Here is a 17,423-nt window from a genome sequence, read left to right as displayed (position 1 = left end):
AGCTTGTGGCATCCTGACAGGAAGCATCGAAGTTCTTCTCTCCGACCAAAAGGGAACACCGTGCGATACAGCACCGAAACACACGACAAGAGCTACATCAAGCCAGGTATGCGGCTCCGACTCCCTGAGGATTACGCCACCTCCGAACTCCCTGACTGGCGAGCCGCACTGTTCACACTGATCCTCCCGTTCCCTGTCTCAGGGCTCCCGCCGACTGCAATGGGCCAACGCTTCGTCGATCTTCCTGAGTCATGGCTACCTGGCCGTTTCCGCGGCATCCAGACCATCGAAACCCCAGTTGATGTCAACGGCATATATCGCGCCCCCCGATGGGAACGAGACCGTGAAGACGTTTACAACCACACTCCCCGAGCTTTCCATGAGACTGCCACGGCGCGCTTCAAGGGCCCGCTCGCGGAGTCTGTCGGCTCGAATGCCGTCGATCGGAATGTCCCCGGATTATTCCCATCATCGTGCTGTGCCGTGGACGACACCTCCGAAGATTTGCGCTGCCACCGCTACTTATTCTCCGCAGACACCTACACCACCGTGAGCCCCAGGGACGGGGACATCCCTGCGGACCGCCAGCCCACCACGCCAGAGTCCGCCTTCAACATCAAGGAAACCACCGGCTCTGAGTCCAGTAGCCCCTCGCATGCCAGCGTCCGGCTCGTCTGCGCGGAGTTTCTGCAGTATCGCGGCATGATGACACACCGCGACGAAAATCGTGAAAATGGGACGACATATCCTATCGCCGGTGAGCTGGCTCACGACTACCTGGTACTCCATGTGCTCGCCGAGAACTGCACCTCAGAATCACTAGAGCACATCTCACAATCCCTTCATAGGGCTCGCCATACCATCCAGGCCCGCCCCTGTAGCGACACCGCCAACGACTACCAGAAGGCATCCTTACTGGACAGTTTCGTCGCCGACGCCGTCACCGCACTGAATGACGGCAGGCCGGATCAAGACAGGTTCACCGCTTCGGCGAGCAAGAGTGGCGCGCTGAGCGGTGGATATACCACAGTCCCATCCAAGATCGACGTGCAGCGTCATCCACACGAACGCCCCGTCCGACTGTGGCGCAACGGTATCGGGAGCAGGCCGGTCCGCGTCGTCTGCGCCGTCCCTGGGAAGACGCTGGACGCTCACAGCGAGCTGCTCGGGAGTCCGTTCGAGGATGAGGTCTGGCAGTGGTGTCCGGAAGACCTCTGGGGATGGATCCTGGGGTCCGGCGCCGACAAGTTCGCCGAGGGTATACCCCGTTACTCCTCAGCCTCGCCCGATAACCCGGACCGGAGCGTATTCGAGTATTGGACCCTGGTTCCGACCCACCACGGCGCCGCGTTGGTCCGCAACAGCACCGCCGACGCCTACGACTCCCGTCCCTGGATGCTCGCCGGCACCCGGTTGACGGATCTGGCGATACTCATCCACCGAGCGTCCGCCATGCTGACCAATATCGGGGAACGTCTCCGGTCGATCACTCTGGCGTCCTCGACGGTCGCGAGTTCCACCGAGGAACTGGAAGACCTCGACGACGCCATCGACGAACTCACTAGCGCCCTGACCACCTTCCGGCACATCCAGTCAGATTTCGTCCGCTTCCGTGACCGCCTGTGGTTCGAGGTGGTCCCAGACCGCGACCTGGACACCGAATTCATGCTGTCCCTCCGGGAATCACTTGGCGTCACTCGCCGCTATCTTGACGTCAAGGACGAGCTTGAACTGCGGGAATCCGTGTATTCCGTGCAGTTCAACCAACGACAGGTCGAGCTTGACCGTCGTCTCCAGCAACAGGCGAAGGCGGAGGCGGAAGACCGCCGGCAACGCACCGCAGCTACCCAGCAGGAGCGCGACGCCGAGACCAGGCGGCAGGCATCACAGGACCGGTTCCAGAATGTCTTCCTTAGCGTCCTCGCCGTGGCACTGGGCGTGCCCGGTGTCGTACAGGTAAGTGGTGCCGACGGTGCCGGGAGTGTCTGGCTCACGCTGGCCCTCATGGCCATCGTCGGGACAGTGATCTTCCTTATCCTGCGCTGGTACAACCACCACGACAAAGGGTAATCGAACACTTCGCGCCTTGCGCGCCGGAGCTGTCCGGCCCCGCATGTAGCCTCGCGAACAACAGAAAGGACGCCGCATGCACATCACCTTCGGATGGGGCTTCGACACTGCCCGCTGGACCACCGCCACCACACCCGCCACCCTCGGGTCAGTGGTCACCGGTCCCACCGGCCTCGCGGACATCCTCGCCACCCGCCTCGCACTCACCCGTCCTGACCTGGACCGCTCCACCCGCATCGCGGCCTACCGCAGCGCCCTGAGCCAGGTCGTCGCCACCGCCGCTCCCGGTTCCTGGCCCGCCACCGGCTTCTCCCACGACCCCTGGACCGTCGCCCGCGAGCTCCTCGCCTGGCGCGACCAGCTCGTCTCTGCCGGATGGAATCCCACAGACACGGCAGGCACAGACACCCCCGAGCGTCTCGGCGTCCTCGTGCGCGTCGAAGCGCTGCTGCCCACCACGGCCGGCTGGGCACCCGGCCCCGCGGACACCCTACGCACCATCGGCACAACCCTCGCGGACCTGGTCACCAACGGTACCGACTGGCCACTCGGCATCGATGCCGTCGCCCTCGACCACCCCGTCAACGACCTGCCGCCCCTGTGGCGACGCATCCTGAGCAACCTCATCGCACTCGGCGTCCCCGTGGCCGAGTTGCCCGAACCCGCACCGCTGACCGAGCTCACAGTGCTCACCGCAGACACCGAATGGGACGCCGCTCCCGCTGTAGCCCGCCTGCTCACCGACCTCGAAGCAGCCGAGAAACACCACACCGTCCTTGCCGGACGCTCCACCCAGCTGCTCGACCGCGAACTCCTGCGACTCGGCGGCACCCCGGTCGGAGTGGGACCCCGCGGTGTCTCCCCGCTGGCCCAGGTCATCCCGGTGTTCCTCCGCGCCGTCACCGCGCCCCACGATGTCTCCGCCCTCGCTGATCTCCTCAACGTCACCGTCCCGGGGATCGACGAGCATTCCACCTTCCCGCTGCTGCCCGGTGCACTGCGCAGGACTCTCATCGACGCCCTCAGTCAGGAACCCGGTGTCGGCGGCCCCGCCTGGACCACGGCCGTCAACACCACCCTGGACGGCGCCGGGCCCGAAGACGCCCAGAGTGTCCGTGAGTTCGACGAGCTCATCCGTCTCACCCCGCTCACCGACGACAACGGCCTCGACACCTCGCTGGTCGCCGCCCATCTGGGCTGGCTCGGACGGCAGTTCCAGCGCTTCAGCCGGGAGGACAACGAACCTGCGCGCGTCACCACCCTGATCGCCACCGTCAGCACCCTGGTCGCCGGACTCGGCTCGACAATCAGCTCCCACGAACTGGACCAGGTTGTCGCCGAAGTCACCGGCACCGGTGGGCTGCGCGTCCACGCAGAAGCTTCCGCTGCACGCGACACCGTCACCTCACCCGGGCAGCTCGGCACCGGCACCGCCCCGGTCATCTGGTGGCTGCCGGTCGACGAGCACCGCAGCGTCCGCGAACTGCTGCGTCCGGCCGAATCCGCCTGGCTGGAGAACGCCGGCGTCGTCCTGCCCGACCCCGAGTCGCTCGCCCGCCTCACCCTGCGCTCCGAACTGCGCGCCCTGCGCCGACGCAGAAAGGTCACCGCGGTCCTACCCGCCCGGATCGACGGGGAACGCGCCGCCGAGCACGCCGCCCTCACCTTCCTCATCAACGATCTGCCCCGCGAGGCAGACACCACCTTCGACGACCTGCAGAAAAGCACCCGGGAGGATGCCACCCTCCCCGCCGACCGGGCACACGTCCCCGACACCCTCGAGTTCTGCATCCCCGACCCCGTCAGCCGCACCGTCACCGGTGGTGAACACCTCATCCCCACCCGAATCAGCTACTCCCAGTGGGAGAAACTGCTGGTCCACCCCCTGGAATGGTTGCTCGACCGGCGCCTCGGCATCCGCGCCGGCGGACTGGTCGACGTGCCCACCGGCAACCGCATGGTCGGCACCTGGCTCCACGCCACCGTCGAGAACATCGTCAACCGCCGCCTCGACGAAAACAACGGCGACCCCGTCACCGTCTACGTCACCGAGCAAGAGGTCACCGGGGAGCTCGAGGCACTGCTGCCCGCCTACGCCTCAGAACTCGCCCTGCCCGGCCGCAGCCGCGACCGCGGCGCGACCATCGCCCTCGCCGTCCGCTCGATCACCGGCCTGTTCACCGCACTGGAGGACGCCGGGATCCGCGTCCGTGCCGTGGAAGCCGAATTCGAGACCACGCTGACCGGCAGCCACGGCCGTGACGGTGAACCGCTGGTTCTCGGCGGTTTCCGCGACATGGACGTCATCATGGCCGACGGTTCCGACGGCGTCATCGACCTGAAGTACACCCTCGCCAAGAAGAAGTACCGGGACGCCGTCGCCAACGGCACCGCCCTGCAGCTCGCCGTGTACGCCGCCTCCGTCGCGGGCACCGGAAAGCGTCTGGCCGATGTACCGGTGGCATATTTCTCCCTCCACGACGACCTGCTCCACACCGCCGACCCACGCTTCGGGCTCGGCGAAGACACCCTCGACGTCTCAGTCGCCGACGGCGGCGCCCCGACCGCCGATGAACTGTGGGACCGGGCGGTCACCGGGCTCAACCGCATTCTCGATGACCTCCGTGCCGGTCACCTCACCGACCTCGGCAACCTGCTGGTACTCCAGGACGCAGACCCCGACGGCAACTCCCCCGAGGGGACGACCGAGGAGACCAGGGCAGCCCTCGCCGCCGCTGGGGAGACCGGGTACCTGCCCGCGGCGTCCGCCAAGTACACCGATCTTGCGCTGGTCACCGGCGTGGAAGGAGACCGCGCATGACCCGCTGGACCATCATCAGGGCCTCCGCCGGATCGGGCAAGACCTACCGGCTCACCGAACTGGTCACCGACCGGCTCAGTCACCCGGCCGAGGACGGCACCGTGCTACGTCCCTCCCAGATCATCGCCACGACCTTCACCCGGGCCGCCGCCGCCGAACTCACCGACCGCATCCGTGGCACCCTCGTCGACCGTGGACTGCTGGACCAGGCAGCCGCCCTGCCTACCGCGTTGATCGGCACGGTGAACTCGGTGACCGGGCGGATCCTCACCGACTTCGCCCTCGACGCCGGTCGGTCCCCTGACCTCGCCGTGCTCACCGAGCAGTCGCAGCAGACCGCCTTCACGCGCGCCACCGACCACCTCATCGCCGAGGCCGAGGACGCCCACCGCGCCCTGCTCGCCCGCACCGGCTATGACGTGGTCGAGGACCGTGGCTTCTACAGCAGGGCAACCAACTGGGCGGCGACGATCCGCAGCGTCACCGACCACGCCCGGTCGAACAACATCCCTGCCGAGGACCTCCCCGGTTTCGCCGAGGCCAGCATCGTCGAGCTCCACGCCGTACTGGATGAGCAGGCTGCCGGCACCGCACCCTCCGATACCCGGGCCGCACTGACGACCGCCGCCCGCACCCTGCCCCGCCAACTGCGCGCCGAGGTCGAGGACGGCACCATCACCAAGCGGTCGGCCGACGGCGTCCTCACCCGGCTCGATTCCCTGGAACGGTTCGCCCGCCGGGTACGCCGCGAGCGTGACTCCATCCCCTGGTCGGACTGGCTGAAGACCGCCGAGGGCAAGGTCCCCGGAGTCCCCACACCGACCAAGCCGATCAAGGAGGCCTACGGTGCGGTGACCTCCGCTGCGGAGATCCTCGCCGACCCCGCTCTGCGCGATGACCTGGACACACTCATCCGGCTCGTCTTCACCACCGCAGCGTCCTGCCTGAGCGCCTACGCCGACTACAAGGACGCCCTCGGTCTCATCGATTTCACCGACCAGGAGCAGCTCACCCTGCGACTGCTGCGCGGTGACGGAGTGTCTGAGGCGACCCGGGACGCGGTGCGCGAGACTCTCGCCGCGCGTTTCCGGATCCTCGTCGTCGACGAGTTCCAGGACACCAGCCCGCTGCAGCTCGCCCTGTTCACCGAACTCGCCGGTCTGGTCGATGAGGTGATCTGGGTCGGTGACCCGAAGCAGTCGATCTACGGTTTCCGCGGCTCTGATCCGGCGCTGATGGATTCGGCGGTCGAGGCGATCACCGATCCCGCCGGGCTGGGCGGACGCTCCGAGGTGCTCGCCCATTCCTACCGCACCCGGCAGGCTCCGTTGGACCTGTCGAACCGCCTGTTCCGCCACCTGTTCACCGGCGATGTGGAGCTCAGCGTCCCGCAGATCCGGGCGGAAGCCTATGCCGCCGACGGGGCCCGCGCCGCCGGGGAAACCGTCACCTGGCCGCACACCGAAGGCCGGGCATCGAAGAAGGTGTGGTTCGAGCGGATCAGCGACGGCATCGGCGCCCTCGCCGAGCGCGACGCCCACTCGGGCAGCCGCGCGATCCTGGTGCGTACCAACAGCCACGCCGCCGAAGTCCGCACCGCGCTGCGGGCTGCGGGCATCCCCTGTGCCGGTGGTGGTGTGCCACTGTCCACCACCCGGGAAGGACGCCTGGTCACCGCCGCACTCGCCCTGCTGCTGGACAGGACGGACACCCAGGCGCTGGTCGAGATGATCAGCCTGATGCCCGACCATGCCGCCCACGTTGACTGGTTCGATGTGCTCACCTCGCTACCGGACCGGGACGCATGCCGGGAGCAGCTGACCAGCTGGGCGGCTGACCCTGTGTTCGCCCCGGTCACCGCACTGCGCAGCGCCCTGTCCGAACTGCCGGTAGCCGAACTCGTCGCCGCCGTGGTGGACGCCCTGGACCTGAGGGGACGCGTCGCCGCGTCCACCGGCCCTGGTGAGCGCACCGGCTCGGTCACCGGGATCCTGCAGGCAGCCGCGGACTTCGCCGCCGAGCAGGAGTCCGCCGGCGAGCCCGCCACTGTCGCCGGGGTCCTGGCCCATCTTCTCGACGAGGAGACGGTCTCCACCCCGACCGCGGAGCCGGGTGCGGTGGAGGTCCACACCGTCCACCAGGCCAAGGGTCTGGAGTGGGACACGGTCGTCGTCGCCATGCCGGATTCCCGCGAGCGCTTCACCCCGGCCGGGGTGTGGGTCCAGTCATCCACCCCGCTGACCATGGACGATCCCCTGGCAGGACGCCACCTCCGGTTCTGGCCGGACACACTGCTCGCCCATTCCGGGGTGAAGGAGGCACTGACTGCCACCGACGCGCAGCAGACCCGGCGCACCACCGAACTGCTTGAGGAACAGCGACTGCTCTATGTCGCGATGACCCGCTCGAAGTTCCGGACCGTGCTCGCCCCCTACTCCTCGACCACGAAGTGGCGGGCCCTGGCCGAGGCCGGTCTGGAGGCCGATGAACTTGCTGTTCTGCTCGCGGATTCAGATCCGGTGCCGGCACTGCCGCGTGAAACCCTGATGGACGCCACCGGGCGGTTCACCTCACCGGCCGGACAGCTCGACGTCGACCGGGAACCTGTCGACCCTGGTCGCGAAGTCATTGCCGCCACCTTCGCCCCCAGTGGTGCCGAGGCTGCCCCGGAGACGGCACTGGGTGCCGTGGTGCGCGAGGTCGCGGACCTCGGCCCGGCGCTGGTCAGTGGTGGCGGCCCGGAGTGGAACAAGGTCGGTGACTGCATCCACTCCTATCTCGCAGCTCCGCTGGATTCCTTCGACGCCGCCATGAAGCAGCAGGTCGCCACCCGACTGGTGACGAACTGGGGTGTCGGTGCAGTGGTCAGTCCCGACCAGGTTGTGGAGTGCGGTGAGCGCTGGCAGCGGTTCCTCCATGAGGATCTCGCCGCCACCGCCGTGAACTCCGAGGTCCCCTTCACCTGGACGAATGACGATCACCAGCGTGCCCAGGGCTGGATCGACCAGCTCATCACGACGGCCGACGGTCAGATCATCGTCGACCACAAGACCTACCCCGGCACCGACCCGACCGGTCATGTGGCCGCGAAGTACCTCGGGCAGATGGCGGTGTACCGGCAGGCGATCACCGACATCACCGGTACCGTCCCCGCCCGGATCCTCATCCACCTGCCACTGCTCGGTTCAGTGGTCGAGGTTCAGCTCAACTGAACAACCATTCACCACGAAAGGGTTACGGTGTCTTCATGACGAGAACCACTGCGTCCTCCGCGACAACCACCCCGCTGGACCTCATCGGCTTCGACTCCCTGCTCAGCGACGAGGAACGGCAGATCCGGGACGCCGTCGCGGACTTCGGCGACCGTGAACTGCGTCCCCACGTCAATGACTGGTTCGAAGCCGGGGCACTGCCGGTCAACGATCTCGCACCGGAGTTCGGCGGACTCGGCGTCCTCGGTATGCACCTCGACGGCTACGGCTGCCTCGGGATGTCCGCCGTCGACTACGGGCTGGCCTGCATGGAGATCGAGGCCGTCGACTCCGGCCTGCGCTCGCTGGTCTCCGTCCAGGGCTCGCTGGCCATGTTCGCGATCCACCACTGGGGTTCGGAGGAACAGAAGGAGCACTACCTGCCGGGCATGGCCGCCGGCACCACCCTCGGTTGCTTCGGGCTCACCGAACCGGACGCCGGCTCCGACCCCGCGAACATGCGTACCCGGGCGATCCGCGACGGCTCCGGGGAGGATGCCTACTGGATTCTCAACGGCACGAAGATGTGGATCACCAACGCCCCGGTCGCCGATGTCGCCGTAGTCTGGGCCCGTACCGACGACCGTGGCGACGGGAAGCCTGGCTTCGCCGGCTTCATCGTGGAGGAGGGCGACCCCGGCTTCTCCACCGCGGAGATCCACCGCAAGCTCTCCCTGCGCGCCTCGATCACCGGTGAGATCATCCTCGAGGACTGCCGGTTGCCGGACTCCCGGCGACTGCCCGGTGTCAACTCCCTGCGTGGCCCGCTGACCTGCCTCAACGAGGCCCGCTACGGGATCATCTGGGGTGCACTCGGCGCTGCCCGCGACGCCCTGACGACCGCCATCGACTACGTCGGCACCCGGGATGTCTTCGACCGGCGGCTGAGCAGTTTCCAGATCACCCAGACCAAGCTCGCCGACATGACCGTCGAGCTCGACAAGTCCATGCTCCTGGCCCTCCACCTGGGCCGACTCAAAGATGCCGGTCAGCTGACCCCGCCGCGCATCAGCGTCGGCAAGCTGAACTCCACCCGCGTGGCGCTGGAGATCACCCGCGAGTGCCGCACACTGCTCGGCGCGTCCGGTATCACCCTGGACCACTCCCCGCTACGGCACGCCAACAACCTGGAATCCGTGCTGACCTATGAAGGGACCGCAGAGATGCACCAGCTCACCATCGGCAAGGCACTCACCGGGGAGCAGGCGTTCCGGTGACATCCCGGCGCAGCGGCACCCGCTCCCACCGCGTCGCCATGCGCCACACCCACTCGACCGGCCCGTAGCGGAACACCCGCAGCCACAGCACCGAACACATCCACTGGACGGCAAGCACACCGACGGTGATCACCGGCAGCAGCCGGAGGTCAGTCAGTTCACCGGGTAAGACCAGCAGCCCGACCTGCACCAGCAGCGAGGCCCCGAGGTAGTTAGTCAGGGAGGTGCGTCCCAGCGGAGTGAAGATCCGGTCGAGGACGAGGCGCCCCGCCACCGTGCACCACACCAGGGACAGCCCACTGACCAGGGCAACAGCGATGAGAAGGCCGGCGATCCCCGCGACCCGGTCATAGGAGGGCGTGTCCGCCGCCGCGCCGGAGACCAGCAGGTCCAGCTGACGGGCGGCGAACACCACCCCGCCGATGGCGCTCAGCCCGAAGACCCCGAAGACACTGAAGGCGACACCGTGGTCCTGACCCGACTGGGACTCCAACCAGGCAGGAAGCCCGAACTGGGCGGCGGCGAAACCGGTGACCATCAACGTCGCCGCGATCATCGGACTGTTGCCGAAGACCCAGTACGCGGCGACCGTGGATGCCAGCCCCACCGTGAGCAGCAGGCCCCTGGGAAGGAACATCGCCGGCACCAGCAGCACCAGCGCGAACACCGAGTACATGGTGAGGATGTCCCCGTCGAACAGGAAGAGGAGGTTCAGCAGGCCGACCGGCAGCAGGCAGGCGAAGCGTCGCACCATGAGCAGCCGCGCGGACGCAGCAGACGCGGTGGACGCCCGATCTTTCGTCGCGCTGTACAGGAGCCAGGCGCTGACGCCGAAGAGGAAGGCGAAGACCGGCACGAACCTGCCCTGGATGCCGACGTCGTAGAACCGTTGCACCGGGGAGTCGACTACCGTGATCCGGTCAGCGAGCAGATCACGCAGGTTGACGAAGAGAATGCCGCACAGTGCCACGCCCCGCAGCGCGTCGAGGAAGCGGTAGCGCACCGCGGCGGGGAGGGACGCCACGGCGGGCGCCGCAGTCGACGATCCCGTGGAAGCGACTGCAGGCCCGGCGGGCGTCGGGTCGACGGTCGGCACGGCAGGGGACGCAGTGGCCGTGTCGGGGTGGATCGGTGTCCGGTTCATGTGTTTCTCCTGGTGTATGCCTTGCAGACACCGGAAACACTACGGAGAACAGCCACCCCGGTCATCGGCCCACGGACTGATCTGACCGGTCATCCCACGGTATGACCGGGCGCTACCCGTCGATCCGTCACCGACCGGGCGCGGACCGGAAGCCCCACCGCATCACCCGTTGATGACCTGCGGCACGGCCACCGCCTTGAGCCCCTCGACCCCGAACTCCAGGCCGTAACCCGACCCCTTCACCCCACCGAACGGGATCCGCGGATCGACCGCACCGTGGTTGTTGATCCACACCGTGCCGGCCTCCAGCCGGGCCGCGACTTCACGGGCCGCCGTCGCGTCTGCCGACCACACCGACCCGCCCAGCCCGGCCTCCGACCGGTTCGCCTCGGCCACCGCGTCATCCAGGTCAACGTACCGGATGACCGGCAATGCCGGGCCGAACTGCTCCTCGGTGACCAGCGCGGCGTCCCCGTCGATGTCGGCGACCAGCGTCGTCGGGTAGAAGTTGCCCGGCGCGTCCCGGTCCGGGTTACCGCCGCACAGCACCGTGGCACCGGCGGCCTTCGCGTCCTCCACGAGCCGGTCGACGATGTCGAACTGCGCCCGGTTCTGCAGCGGACCGAGCAGGTTCTCCTCCTCCAGCCCCATGCCCATCGGCACCTTCTCGGCGACCTCCACCAGCGCCCGACAGACCTCGTCGTAGATCTCGTCGGGCACGTAGAGCCGCTTGAGCGCCGCACAGGTCTGGCCGGTGTTGATGAACGCACCCCAGAACAAGGTCTCCGCGATCTCGCGGCGCCGCTCGGCAGTCGCGCCGTCGAAGAGATCGGGCAGGACGATGCCGGCGTCGTTCCCTCCGAGCTCCAGGGTGAGCCGCTTGAGGTTGCCCGCACTGGCCTCGACGATGCGTCGTCCCGTCGCGGTGGACCCGGTGAACATCACCTTGCGGATGTCCTGGTGCCCCGCGATGACCGAGCCGACCTCCCGCTCCCCCGGCACGACAGTGAGCACCCCGGCGGGCAACACCTGGTTGAGCACCCAACCCAGCGCGAGAACTGACAGCGTCGTATTCTCCGACGGCTTCACGATCACCGCATTGCCCATCCGCAGCGCCGGCGCGATCTGCCAGATACTGATCATCATCGGCCAGTTCCACGGGCCGATCGCCCCGACGATCCCCACCGGACGCCAGGTCAGCGTCGCGCGGGTTTCCCCGTCATCGACCACCGTCTCCTCCGGCACCTCAAGCTCTGCCGCCGTCCGCAACCAGTGTGCACACGCCCCGACCTCGAAGCGGGCGTTAGGGCCGTTCAGCGGCTTACCGGTCTCCCGGCTGAGCAGTTCGGCCAGCGGCCCGGCAACAGCGTCCACCGCATCCGCCGCCCGGTTCAGCACCTCCGCGCGCTCCGCCGGGGACCAGGACGCCCACTCGGGCTGGATGTCCTTGGCCCCCGCAACGGCCTCATCGACCTCCTCGGCGCCGTGGACCGGGGCCAGGCCGATGACCTGGCCGGTCGCGGGGTCGTGGACAGCCCGGGAGGAGACGACATCCCCGTCCGGACGGCGCTCCAACGGGACAGTGACGGTGGACAGCAGTTCGTCGACGGTGGTGGGCAGTGTGGGAAGTTCAGACATGGACCCCAGAGTACGAGTGTTCCCTGGGCGAACGGGGGTACCAGGTGTGACGTGGGATACTCATCCGGTTTCACAGAAGGTACATTCGGCCCGGATACATGACGCCCTAAGGAGACCCCCATGTCCGTGCTGGACCGGGACGCCATCATCGCGCCCGTGAACTTCAACCGGTGGCTCATCCCCGCCGCCGCCCTCGCCATCCACCTGAGTATCGGGCAGGCCTACGCCTTCTCCGTGTTCAAGGCCCCGCTCGCCGAGCACTTCGAGGTCGGTGAGGTCGCCACCGGCTGGATCTTCTCCGTGGCCATCGGCATGCTCGGCATCTCCGCCGCACTCTTCGGCCCGTGGGTCGAACGCGTCGGCCCCCGCAAGGCCATGGTCGCCTCCGGCACCGCCTGGGTCGTCGGCTTTTTCGTCGCCACCCTCGGAATCTGGACCGACCAGCTGTGGCTGGTCTACTTCGGCTACGGCTTCATCGGCGGCATCGGCCTGGGTATCGGCTACATCTCCCCGGTATCCACGCTGATGAAGTGGTTCCCGGACCGCCCCGGCCTGGCGACCGGCCTGGCGATCATGGGCTTCGGTGGTGGCGCGCTGATCGCCAGCCCGCTGTCCAACGACCTCATGTCGCTGTTCAGTGACGACCCGGACTCCCTCACCCCGGGCATGCCGGCCACCTTCCTCACCCTGGCGATCATCTACCTGGTGATCATCGCCCTCGGCGCCTTCGTCATCCGCCTGCCGCACCCGGACTGGAAGCCGGCGGGCTACACGCCGGCGAAGACCCCGGCACGCTCCCACCAGACCACCGGCAATGTCTCCGCGAAGAGCGCGATCAGGACGCCGCAGTTCTGGCTGCTGTGGATCGTGCTGTTCACCAACGTCACCGCGGGTATCGGCATCCTCGAGTCCGCCTCCCCGATGATCCAGAACTCCTTCGCTATTACGGCGGTGGCTGCTGGTGGATTTGTGGGCCTGCTGTCGCTGTTCAACATGGGAGGACGCTTCGTCTGGTCCACCGTCTCCGACTACATCGGCCGCAAGAACACCTACATCCTCTACCTCGGTCTCGGTTCGCTGCTCTACCTGCTGCTCGCGAGCCTCGGTTCACACTCCCTGGCCCTGTTCGTGATCTGCGCGCTGATCATCCTCTCCTTCTACGGCGGCGGCTTCGCGACGATCCCGGCCTACCTCAAGGACCTCTTCGGCACCTACCAGGTCGGCGCGATCCACGGTCGCCTGCTCACCGCCTGGTCCGCCGCCGGTATCGCCGGCCCGCTGATCGTCAACTCCGTCGTCGAGTCCCAGGAGGACGCGGGTCACTCCGGATTCGACCTCTACCGGCTGTCCCTGTTCATCATGGTCGGTGTGCTGGTCGTCGGCTTCATCGCGAACCTGCTGGTCCGCAAGGTCAACGAGAAGCACGTCGAGGATCCGGAGATCGTCGAGGAGAAGGTCCGTGCCGACCGCGCCGCTGCCGCCCAGGCCTCCGACGCACGCTCGAACGGCACCGCCACCACCGCCGGTGGTCTCTACACGACCGTCGCCTCGGGTCTGGCGTTCATCGTGGTCGCCGCCCTGTCCTACGGCGTGATCCAGACCATCATCAAGGCCGCGGGCCTCTTCACCGGGTAGGCCGCCACCTACTTCTCGTGGTACGACGGCGCCAGCGCATACACCGGCGTGTCCAGTCCCTCATGCCTGGCCGCGAGCTGCAGCGACAGGTAGCGGGAGTAGTGGCGGCCCTGGTGCAGGTTGCCACCCATGAACCACAGGTTCTCCTGCTGGGTCGGCTTCCACATATTGCGCAGCTCGCCCTCCCACGGACCTGGATCCTTGGTCGTCTCCGAGCCGAGGCCCCAGCACTTGCCGACCTTGTCCGCGACCTCCGGGCTGATCAGCCGCTCGGCCCAGCCGTTCATCGAGCCGTAGCCGGTGGCCAGCACCACCACGTCCGCCTGCAGTTCGGTGCCGTCGGTGAGCACCACACCATCCTCGGTGTACCGCTCGATCCCCACACCGGAGTGCAGCTCGATGGACCCGTCGATGACCAGCTGTGATGCACCGACGTTGATGTAGTAGCCCGAGCCGCGACGCAGGTACTTGAGGAACAGGCCGGTCTCGTCGTCGCCGTAGTCCAGCATGAACCCGGCCTTCTCGAGATCGGCGTAGAACTTGGCGTCCTCCTCACGGATGGCGTCCGACCCGGGCCGCTGCGCGTAGGGCAGCACCTTGTAGGGGAAGGACGCGAACATGAGGTCCGCGGTGTCGGTGTCGATACCGGCGTCCAGGGCATCCTCCGAGTAGAGGCCGCTGGTGACGTGCTTGATGAACTTGTCGGAGTTGACGATGTAGGTCGAGGACCGCTGGATCATCACCGGCTGTGCCCCGTTCTCCCACAGGTCGGCGCAGATGTCGTGGGCGGAGTTGTTCGCCCCGAGCACGACCACGCGGCGTCCCTTGTCCGTCTCGCCGCCGGGGTGCTCGGAGGAGTGCCGGATCTCGCCGCGGAAGTTCTCCTGCCCGGGGAAGGTCGGCTTGTTCGCCACACCGGACATGCCGGTGGCCAGCACCAGCTGCTCGGGCCGCAGCACGACCTGCTCACCGTCACGGTCGACGACGACCTCCCAGGTGCCGGACGCCTCATCGTAGGACGCCCGCTCGCAGGTGGTGTTGTTCCAGTAGTCGAGGTCCATGATGCCGGTGTAGTGCTCCAGCCAGTCGCCCATCTTGTCCTTGGGCGTGAACACCGGCCAGTCATCGGGGAACGGCAGGTAGGGCAGGTGGTCGTACCAGACCGGGTCGTGGAGGCACAGGGAGTGGTACCGGCCGCGCCACTGGTCACCGGGGCGGGCGGACTTCTCCACGACCAGCGTCGGCACACCGAGCCGCTTCAGGCGGGACGCCAGGGCTATGCCTCCCTGGCCACCGCCGACAATGACGACGTAGGGCTGCTCGGAGTAGCCGAGGTTCTCGCGGCGCTCGGCCCTGTGGTCCGCCCAGTTCTTCCGGTCCGCGTGGACGCCGTGCTCGGCACCCTGGATCCGGTTGCGCCGCTTCTTCTCCGGACGTGCCTTGAGCTCCCGTGCCGAGGTCAGCAGCGTCCAGCACTTGTCGACCGGGGCCTCGTCGGTGCCCTCGTTCTTCAGGCGGATCAGGGCGCGGGCGGTGAAGACCGGCGTCTCGAAGGTGACGAAGGCGAAGATGTCGGTACCGGAGCCGTCGACGGCGTCCTCGATAACGGCGTCGCGGTCGATGGCGACCTCACTGATGGTGAGGTTGCCGGTGCCGTGGGTCCCCTTGACCAGGTCGGCGATGCTCTCCCGGCCTTCTGCGGTGTGCAGGTTCCAGGTGAAGGTGGTGAGGTCACGCCAGTAGCCCTGTTCGACGAACAGGTCGGCGGTGGCGGAGGCCGCGGCCTCGGCGTCCGGGGTGGCCAGGGCGTCGGCGAAGTCCGCGAACCAGGTGAGGACGCGGTCGTTGAGGTCGGTACGGTCGATCGTCGGAGCAGACAAGGAAGGTCCTCTCGGAGGGGATGCAACGGTAGATTCGCGCCGCCGACGGACCGGTACGGGTCACAGTGCAAGGTTTTTGTGCCCGGGGTCACATCGGCGGCGACGCCGACAACGCTAGGCCGCTCCCCCGCGGCCCGGCTACCCTTCTGTCCACATACCTGTGTCCACATACTTGACACCTCCCCCGTCTGCAGAGGTGGTGCCCCCTGAACATGACGAGGACCGCCACCGCGGCGGGGGTGGTTTTCGCTACCCCCGACGCGGTGGCGGTCGACTCTGCCCGACAACTCATCCTGGCGTCCTGGAGGACCCCCTACGGAAGTCCTACAGGTGCGTCGGCAGCCCGATCGCAATGTCCGCGGCCTCGGCCACCGGCTCACCCAGCGTCGGGTGCGGATGGATCGTCAGGGCGATGTCCTCCACGTTGAGCTGGCAGTTCACCGCCACGGACAGCTCCGAGATGAGGTCGGAGGCACCCGGACCCACGATCTGTGCACCGACAAGTGTGCCGGTGTCGATCGTCGAGACCAGGCGGACGAAACCCTCGCCCTCACCCAGGGACACGGCACGCGCATTGCCGGCGAAGGGGAACTGGGAGGAGTTGACCGTCAGCCCGTTCTTCTCCGCCTCGGCCACGGTCATGCCGACCGTCGCGATCTCCGGGTCCGAGAAGCACACCGCCGGCACAGCGAAGTACTCGTTGGCGTCAGGGCGTCCGGCGATGGCACCGGCGGCAGTCTTGCCTTCCATGAAGGCCATGTGAGCCAGAGCCGGGCCCATGGTCACGTCACCGACGGCCCAGATGTGGTCCACACCGGTGAAGCCGCGCGCGTCGACCTCGATGAGGCCGTGCTTGTCGAGCGTCACACCAGTGGCATCGAGACCGAGGGAGTCGGTGTTCGGCGTCCTGCCGACGGTGATCATGCAGTAGTCGGCGGTGACCTTCTTCTCCTCACCGCCCTTGGTGGCGTAGGTGACGGAGACCTCGTCGTCATGCTGCTCGGAGTGCTTCGCGCGCACCCCGGTGAGCAGCGTGACGCCCTTGGACTTCAGCTTCTTGGCGACGACCTTCACCAGGTCCTTCTCGAAGCCGGGGAGGATCTGGTCGGTGCCCTCGAGGATGGTGACGTGGGTACCGAAGTCAGCGTAGGCGCCGGCGAGCTCGGTGCCGATGTAGCCGCCGCCGATGACGACGAGCTCCTTCGGCAGACTCTCCAGCCCCAGTCCACCGGTCGAGTCGATGACGCGTCCGCTGATCTGGAAGCCGGGGATCTCGACCGGGCGCGACCCGGTGGCGATGATCAGGTCGGTGAAGGCGATCCGCCGCGGTTCGGTGACGCTCATGAACTGCTGCGGGCCGGCGGGCATGATCTGGATCTCGGTGTCGCTGACCAGCATCGCGGAGCCACGGACGACCTCGATCCCATGCTTGTCGAACAACCCCTCGATGCCCTTGGTCATCCGGTCGACGACCTTGTGCTGCTTCCAGTCCTGCAGGGCAGCGAAGTCGAAGGAGACGTCACCGGTGCTGATCCCGTACATGGTGGAGTCCTGCGCCTGGCTCAGCCGCTTACCGGCCGAGATCAGTGCCTTGGACGGCACGCAGCCGACGTTGAGGCAGATGCCGCCGAGGGTGTCGGATTCCTCGATGACGGTGACCTGCTGTCCGAGTTCCGCCGCACGGATCGCGGCGACGTACCCGCCGGGACCTGCACCGATGATGACGGTGCCGTGTTGTTCCAGTTCCTTGGCCATGGTTTTCTCCTT

General features: G+C 67.4%; 9 protein-coding genes. 5 read left to right on the top strand and 4 right to left on the bottom strand.

What is annotated here, in order from left to right:
- Nucleotides 1-60: 60 nt before the first annotated feature.
- From ACZ9GM_RS02295 to ACZ9GM_RS02280, 4 genes are all read left to right on the top strand, one after another.
- On the top strand, nucleotides 61-2,070 hold the full coding sequence (locus ACZ9GM_RS02295) for a hypothetical protein (protein ID WP_476037199.1): 2,010 nt from the start codon (nucleotides 61-63) through the stop codon (nucleotides 2,068-2,070).
- Between the two features lie 76 nt (nucleotides 2,071-2,146).
- Nucleotides 2,147-4,891 (top strand): PD-(D/E)XK nuclease family protein, encoded by a 2,745-nt coding sequence (locus tag ACZ9GM_RS02290; RefSeq protein ID WP_291473533.1) that lies wholly within the window; start codon nucleotides 2,147-2,149, stop codon nucleotides 4,889-4,891.
- Nucleotides 4,888-8,103 carry a UvrD-helicase domain-containing protein gene (locus tag ACZ9GM_RS02285; protein ID WP_476037198.1) on the top strand — a complete coding sequence of 1,072 codons (3,216 nt, stop codon included), beginning with the start codon at nucleotides 4,888-4,890 and terminating at the stop codon, nucleotides 8,101-8,103. Before ACZ9GM_RS02290 ends, ACZ9GM_RS02285 begins: the two co-directional genes overlap by 4 nt.
- 35 nt (nucleotides 8,104-8,138) lie before the next feature.
- Entirely contained in the window at nucleotides 8,139-9,359 is a 1,221-nt protein-coding gene (locus tag ACZ9GM_RS02280) for an acyl-CoA dehydrogenase family protein (protein WP_476037197.1), read from the top strand.
- Here ACZ9GM_RS02280 and ACZ9GM_RS02275 read toward each other — a convergent pair.
- Together ACZ9GM_RS02275 and ACZ9GM_RS02270 are read right to left on the bottom strand one after the other, a co-directional pair.
- A complete protein-coding gene (locus tag ACZ9GM_RS02275; RefSeq protein ID WP_476037196.1) occupies nucleotides 9,334-10,503 on the bottom strand; it encodes a DUF418 domain-containing protein in 1,170 nt (389 codons plus the stop codon). The two genes, ACZ9GM_RS02280 and ACZ9GM_RS02275, sit on opposite strands and share 26 nt — an antisense overlap.
- Before the next feature lie 162 nt (nucleotides 10,504-10,665).
- The gene (locus tag ACZ9GM_RS02270) at nucleotides 10,666-12,141 is read right to left on the bottom strand and encodes an aldehyde dehydrogenase family protein (RefSeq protein ID WP_476037195.1); all 1,476 of its coding nucleotides are present in this window, start codon (nucleotides 12,139-12,141) and stop codon (nucleotides 10,666-10,668) included.
- A 120-nt stretch (nucleotides 12,142-12,261) separates the two neighbouring features.
- On the opposite strand from ACZ9GM_RS02270, the gene ACZ9GM_RS02265 reads away from it, so the two are divergent.
- Nucleotides 12,262-13,776, top strand: coding sequence for an L-lactate MFS transporter (locus ACZ9GM_RS02265; RefSeq protein ID WP_476037194.1), 1,515 nt, complete (start codon nucleotides 12,262-12,264; stop codon nucleotides 13,774-13,776).
- Between the two features lie 8 nt (nucleotides 13,777-13,784).
- On the opposite strand, the gene ACZ9GM_RS02260 is transcribed toward ACZ9GM_RS02265, so the two are convergent.
- Together ACZ9GM_RS02260 and lpdA are read right to left on the bottom strand one after the other, a co-directional pair.
- The gene (locus ACZ9GM_RS02260; RefSeq protein ID WP_476038306.1) at nucleotides 13,785-15,641 is read right to left on the bottom strand and encodes a flavin-containing monooxygenase; all 1,857 of its coding nucleotides are present in this window, start codon (nucleotides 15,639-15,641) and stop codon (nucleotides 13,785-13,787) included.
- A 339-nt stretch (nucleotides 15,642-15,980) separates the two neighbouring features.
- Complete coding sequence (gene lpdA / locus ACZ9GM_RS02255) at nucleotides 15,981-17,411, bottom strand: dihydrolipoyl dehydrogenase (protein WP_476037193.1); 1,431 nt, start codon at nucleotides 17,409-17,411, stop codon at nucleotides 15,981-15,983.
- Between the last annotated feature and the right edge of the window lie 12 nt (nucleotides 17,412-17,423).

This window comes from Corynebacterium sp. UD i78, assembly GCF_056280545.1.
Note: the sequence above shows the minus strand (reverse complement) of the source record. Positions and strands in the feature narration are given on the sequence as shown.

Excerpts from the sequence above, each read along its gene's own strand:
- ACZ9GM_RS02290 (WP_291473533.1), top strand. The coding sequence starts at position 2,147 with ATGCACATCACCTTCGGATGGGGCTTCGACACTGCCCGCTGGACCACC.
- ACZ9GM_RS02285 (WP_476037198.1), top strand. The coding sequence starts at position 4,888 with ATGACCCGCTGGACCATCATCAGGGCCTCCGCCGGATCGGGCAAGACC.
- ACZ9GM_RS02280 (WP_476037197.1), top strand. The coding sequence starts at position 8,139 with ATGACGAGAACCACTGCGTCCTCCGCGACAACCACCCCGCTGGACCTC.
- ACZ9GM_RS02275 (WP_476037196.1), bottom strand. The coding sequence starts at position 10,503 with ATGAACCGGACACCGATCCACCCCGACACGGCCACTGCGTCCCCTGCC.
- ACZ9GM_RS02270 (WP_476037195.1), bottom strand. The coding sequence starts at position 12,141 with ATGTCTGAACTTCCCACACTGCCCACCACCGTCGACGAACTGCTGTCC.
- ACZ9GM_RS02265 (WP_476037194.1), top strand. The coding sequence starts at position 12,262 with ATGTCCGTGCTGGACCGGGACGCCATCATCGCGCCCGTGAACTTCAAC.
- lpdA (WP_476037193.1), bottom strand. The coding sequence starts at position 17,411 with ATGGCCAAGGAACTGGAACAACACGGCACCGTCATCATCGGTGCAGGT.